This is a genomic window from Hallella colorans (assembly GCF_003096815.1).
Classification (GTDB): domain Bacteria; phylum Bacteroidota; class Bacteroidia; order Bacteroidales; family Bacteroidaceae; genus Prevotella; species Prevotella colorans.
In genome coordinates this window covers 21,653-28,291 of record NZ_QENY01000026.1, presented here as the reverse complement: position 1 = coordinate 28,291, position 6,639 = coordinate 21,653, and the positions used below count along the sequence as shown (strand labels likewise).

Genomic DNA, 6,639 nt, shown 5'->3' with positions numbered 1-6,639 from the left:
AAGTCGATGATGACTACAAAGGTGATGGAAAGTGAGGTCGAAGGCAGAAACGGAAATAAAAATTAGATAAATGTTCAAGTAAAAAAGTGAAGACAGATCATTCAATGGATTTGCCTTCATCAATATATAGTCGTATAGTTTTATAGCTGTCTATACGTATATATGTATATACGCATTAGCTTTCTATTCGTATTAACAAGTTATGGTATATAGACGTTTGCCATATATATGAGATAATAAAAGGGAAGTAAAATGCAGGATGCGGTCATTATCATGAATTTATTGGATTATCAAAAAAATGGAGGTTGTTTTTTAACAAAAAAAACTCTCCAAGTCAGAAAAAAGGTTCTGAAAACGTTAATATAAGACTTTTATTTTTTTGAGGATGCTTATTTGCTGTTAAGTCATTTATTTTGTAACTATCAAAATTTACGAAAATGACCGAAAGAGATTTCAAAAAAACCAATTATTCTGGAAAGAGAAAAAATAAGTCCGATGAAATTCTGAAGAAATTTGCGGACATGATGGTTAAAATTATCGAGACAGCCAAAGCCAACAATTGGAAGAAAGGCTGGATGGGTATCAATGGTTCTGTGCAAGGTTTGCCGCAAAACATCAGCGGACGGACGTATTCTGGTGGAAATTCATTCTTTCTCATGTTCAACACCGCAGAGCAAGGGTATAAGACACCTGTCTATATGACATTCCTTCAAGCCAAGGATCAGAATCTCCAAGTCAAACCTGGTGAAAAGTCCGTTCCAGTCTTCAAGTGGGGACTATCCATCAAAGACGAGGATGGGAATAAAATCTCTGAAGAAGTCTATAATACGATGTCAAAGGAAGAACGTTCCAAGCTGGTCGTGCGTCCTTTTCCAAGAGTTTTCAGCGTTTTCAATATAGACCAGACCAACCTTGAAGAAGTCAACAAGAAAAAGTACGATGCCATTGTGGCACGCTTCAAAGTTCCCGAACAAGAAGTGAAGGACACAGATGGAATGTATGTAAACGAAGCTCTTGACCGTATGTTTGAGACGAAGGCGTGGTATGCCAAAATACAATATGACAAACCCTCCGAGCAAGCCTTTTATCGCCCGTCAACGGACACCATCGTTCTTCCGATGAAATCACAGTTCAAACTTGGGCAGACACCCGAGGAAGTCTATCGTGACGGCATGGAATATTATTCCACCGCCCTGCACGAAATGGCTCATTCAACGGGACACGAGGATCGTCTTGACAGAAGTTTCGGTCAGCATGGCACGGACAATTACGCTCATGAGGAATTGATCGCAGAAATGACCTCTGCCCTTGTTGGCAGTACGATGGGCTTTGATAGAAAGATTCTGGAGAACAACGCCAACTATCTAAGTGGGTGGTTAAATAGGCTAAAGGGCAAACCTGAAACCATTTCTACCATTATGACAGACGTAGGCAAGGCTTCTGATATGATTATTGACAAGATTGACGAACAGCGTATAGCATTGAATCAAAAGCCTCTGAAAGCTGGCAATTTGGAAGGAATTGATGGAGAGCTTGCCCAAACGAAAGAAAATGTTTCCTCCAAAGAAAAACCTCAAAAAAATGAAGATATGAAAGCTCAGGTATCTACCGCCCCATTTACTCGTGAGATTCCAACGTGGGAGACTTACGAAAAAGAAAAAGGTAAAGATGGAGATTTTACCTATCAGGAAACTGCAGAAGAATATGGCAAAACACTATTGAATGGTGTTGAAGACATTCTTCCACGTGTAAAAGGCACTATCTATATGGATCAATGGGGTGAGAAAAGCCTAACAGCTAAAATTGACGGTCTCGTAGAAGTCCTTGTATCAAGATATATTCCCGATACACTCTCTGCATGGGTTGATGCAATGCCAAAAGAAGAAACACATGTCAATATGCAAAGCTCCTACACAAGTAAAAGCGTTGATATTGCAGCAGCCTATATATTTTCTGCAGTTTTATCACAAAAGGAAGGTCAGCAAATTACCTTATCCTTCTCCGATGACAAGCAAAGCTGGAAAACCATAGATGAAGTTAACAAGGCCAAGCAGGAAGGACTTCTCTCAGTTGGAGAGTTTGAAGCCCTTTCAGCTTTGGAGTCTTCCAAAGGAATACCTGAAGAAGGCATAATACCAAATGCTATATCCACATTAAAAAATAGAGTACGAAATTCAGAATACTTTGGCTACGATCTTAAAGAGGGAGTAAAAGAAGCTATAGACATTTTAGAGTCAGGCAAGATTACGGCAGCCTACACTGTCACGGATAAACACGAGGAAGCCCAAACTGTATCTTTGTCTAAACCAGAAGAACTTGATAAATCTCCACAAGAAGAACCATATTCTGTTTTTGAAATAGAAAATGCGGTGGCTTATGGTACAATAAGCAAATTAGAGTATATACAAATGATTCCTCTTGAAGGGATAAAAGAGAGGTATAACAGTTATTGCAATCAGCATAAAATTGACAGTCAAAAAGAAGAAAGTGCCGTTGCCTTTTTAGATTATGTAAAATATAATAATTTGTCTGCAAAATGGTGGCCTGAAACTTCACAGCCCGAGGAAGTTCAGGAGAACGTTTCCCTTTCAGAAGACAGTAACCCTGCAACGAATGTAGCAGGTATTGCAGAGAAAATCATGGAAGGAGGACACGTTTCTAAAGAAGTAGCCGAAAAGAAAGCTGCTGTCATTGCCGAAGCCCAGCAATCTGCCGTAGAAGAAAAGAAGCAGAAGATTGAACAAGCCAAGCAAACTGCTGCCAAAGCTCGAGAAGATGAGCGTCGACGTGAAGTTGAAGAACAGAAACGTAGAGAAGAAGAGAATAGAAGAGAGGAAAAAGACAGCGGTTATACTTCAAAGATCTTCTTACATGCCGCCTTACTGCTTGGTGCGTTAGAGCTTGCTAAAGGCAATAAAGGAATTTGGATGAACAAGGCTGGTAAGAGCAACGCAGAGTTTCTTTGGGCAAAGACACCAATTACTCCGTATAACAATCTGATGATGAACCTTCAGTCCGATCAGAAGGGTTACCGCTCCAATGTTTATGCCTATTTTGATGAACTGAAGAATGTAGGCGATTCTGTCAAAACTAATGAGAAAGCACTTCCTTTCAATTGGACTCGTTGGGATTACCAGAATATTGCTACTAAAGATGTTATCACCAAGGGGGAATATCAGGGACTTCCCGAGGATGAGAAGTCTCTTTATGTCAAACACCATACCCGTCAGACCCAGCAGATTTTCAATATCGACCAAACATCCCTGACAGGAAAAGAAATGTACAGTGATTTACTGAAAGAGACTGGTGCCAAATATGAGGAACTCTCCGAACGTGGCGTGACAAATATGATAAATTATTCCGAAAAACTTAAATCCAACCATCCAACAGCCATTGTCGTTGCGCGTAACGATAACCAGTATCATATTTACGGCAATGATGCCACCAGAGCAGGTAAAATATTAGGTTTACCAGTAGGTCAAACTGAGGTCAATGGTCAAAAAATCAAGTCCACAGGTTTTCCACTTGACAGAATCGACGACTATCTGCCAAAGCTCGTTCAAGCCAAGCAGTGGGTTGTTGTTGCCGACAACCTTGACAGTTCAGAACTCATAAAAAGAGTAGCCAATGAAAAGGATGTGTTGAACAAGGCATATTCAACCGCCCAAAAAGTAGCCAAATCCGCAGGTATCGGCTATGAGCGTGTCATGGTGTTGCAAGATGCAGAATATGACAAGCAAGCTGACAAGATTATTGTCAGCGGTATGATGGATAAGAATAGCGGTAATAGCCGACAGGCTGCCATTGCGAAGGCCAATGATATTTACCGAGCCATTGTAGCAGCCACAGGCAGCGAGCAACGTTTAGACCGCATGGGACGCAATAATCTCCTCCCCAACGATGATGCGAAATACGAGAGATTTGTTCAAGACCTCTCTGCTGGAATTCTGATGGCACGTCAGGGACTTCCTGCAAGCCTTTCAAAAGAAAGTATGCAACATATTGACTATTGGAAACGAGAGATCAAGGAAAATCCCAAACTGCTGGGACTGCTGGAGAAAGATGTCAACAATGCCGTTGAGTCCATCGATAAGCACATGCAGAAGCAGCTTGTCAAGTACGAAGAAATTCGTAAGGATTTGCCCCTAAAAGACCTGGCCGTCAGTGAGAGGCAATATCAGATTTCCACCGACTTGTCTAAGCTCCCAGATATAGATTCAAAAGAAATCGTCATTGTCAGAGATACAGCAAAAGGTTCAGCCGATGTCATTCTTCCTGAAGGAGCTTCTCTTGAAGACAACGTAGAGATCTCGGGCATTCGCAAAGATCGTATCAAAATAGCATTAGGACACGAGGGCATCACCGATGTCAAGTTCTATAATGCCGGTGGTGCTTTAGGACTCAAAGAGCCTGACGACTACTATAAGGATAAGACCGTCTCCGTAGATCGGTTGAAACAATATGAGTTCAGTCAGCATAGAGATATTGATGTAAAACCGCAGATTGCAGCAGCAGCCTTACCAAAGATTGAAATATTTACGCCAATGCGTGACGAAAAAGGACAATGGGCATTTTTCTTCAAGGCAGAGAAAGAACCCTCGTTCGCCATTTATCCCAATGACTCTCATAAGAAGTTATACTTCGATGTCAGAGGAACGGATAGGCAGCAGGAAATTCATCAAGCCCTTGCACAGAAATACTACGCTGTTGCCAAGGCACATCCAGAAATTAAGGTAGATCTTATCATGCCGAAAGTTCCCAATGTAGACATCAGCAAAATAGAGCGTCCTACCATCACTAAAGACAGGGAAAATCCCGACAAAAAATATGTCATGGCCACTGTAGACGGAAAATTCATGAAAAAGGAAATTTCTAAACAGCGATGGGACAGGATGTGGCTGGCGGATGATATGTCCGCCTACAAGAAAGCTATTGCAGCAGTTGCTTTCGCCCCTTTTCTGAAAGAAAATGTGCAGACCGAAAAATCTGCAGAGAATGGAAAGCAGTCTGTTGAGAATGGCCAACAGGAATCCGATATGAAAGAAAATAAAGTTGAAGGAACTTCACAATCACCTTCCGAAAAGGAAGAAGAGAATCAGTCCAATCTCAAACAGAAAGTACGTTCCCTTCATCTCAATTAACAAATTCAGTAACTATTCGACATGACATATTATTAAAAACATGGCCATATCAACTTCAGAATTCATTGCCAGATACGCACCCTATGCTATGGAGCAACAGGTCAAGTATGGCATCCCCTCCTCTGTCATTCTTGCTCAAATGGCCATTGAGAGTTCTTGGGGAACCTCGGCTCTCGCTCTTCACGACAACAATTTCTTCGGAATCAAGAAAGGCTCGTCTTGGACAGGTAGAGTAAGTTATTATGATGATGACCGTCCCCATGAAGCATTTCGGTCATACGATAACGTATCTCAAAGCCTTAGTGACCATTCCGCCATATTGCTTCAGCAACGCTATCTGAGAAATTGCCCGATCAATGACAGTACGGATCATTTAGGCTGGGCAAAAGGTATCAAAGCTGGTGGTTATGCCACTGCAAAGAACTACGTATCTCAAATAGAAAGCATTATCAGCGGATATGGTTTGGACAGATTTGATCGTATTGCCGTTCAACAGGCGCAACAGCATGGATTGCAGGTGGGATATATGCGAGGTCAGCAACCTGATCAAACGAAGGTTGCCCCCTCGGGCATTTCACTCACACCCTTACAAGGACATTGGTGCATGCCCATTAACTTAGAAGGTTTGAAAGTAACGGGAGAATATGGAGAGAAACGCACAGGTCACCATCATGGAGGTATCGATCTTGGCACCAACGGTAGGTATCTTCCCATTTACGGTACTGAAGACAATGGTACAGTCATTGCCGTCAAGCCCAACAACGGTGCAGCTGGCAATATGATTACGGTAGAATATCATCGAACGGACGGTACTCGCCTTCAATGCACTTATATGCACCTTAGCGAGATCGGAGTAAAAGTCGGTGATGCGGTGAATGCGGGAACACAGTTGGGATATTCAGGAAATACTGGACGCTCCACGGGGCCACATCTTCATTTTGAGACCAAGTTCTATAATGCACAGGGTACACTTCAAAGCTATGATCCTGTAGAATATCTTGCCGAACTCTCATTCCGTGGGAACCTCCCCGGCACATTGAATAAGGGCGGTCAAGACTTGATGACACGCTATTCCTCTCAAATGGGGTATACCAATGCGCCTTCAGAAATACGGGAATCCCCAATGGATAATTCCCAGATGCAGATGTTGCTTGCTCACATCACAAATTCCGACGATCCTGACCGATGGTTGGAATACTTGATGAATAAAAATGGTGACAGTGCAGGGCTTTCTGGCGGTGGCAATCCCATCTCCAATCTTATCTCATCTCTTTTCATGGGCATCCTAACACTTGCCCAAGACTTGCAGGGAGATGATAATATGAAAGATCTGCAAGCGTCCAAAGAGGCAAATGAAAACAAGGAGACCAAAGAAGCCGCTTCTATTAGAAGAGACAGAGAAAGTGTCGATGTCAAGCAACTTGCGCAGACAGCCTCTTTGAATTTCGACAGCGACCTGCCAGAAGAGCAACAAGCAAACAACATCAAAAGAGCTTAA

General features: G+C 42.3%; 2 protein-coding genes. Both read left to right on the top strand.

The features are described from left to right. Positions 1 to 437 precede the first annotated feature (437 nt). The gene (locus C7379_RS13045) at positions 438 to 5,141 is read left to right on the top strand and encodes a zincin-like metallopeptidase domain-containing protein (RefSeq protein ID WP_243406796.1); all 4,704 of its coding nucleotides are present in this window, start codon (positions 438 to 440) and stop codon (positions 5,139 to 5,141) included. Between the two features lie 40 nt (positions 5,142 to 5,181). Beyond that, positions 5,182 to 6,639: a glucosaminidase domain-containing protein gene (locus tag C7379_RS11220; RefSeq protein ID WP_116617372.1), complete on the top strand. Its 1,458-nt coding sequence runs from the start codon at positions 5,182 to 5,184 to the stop codon at positions 6,637 to 6,639.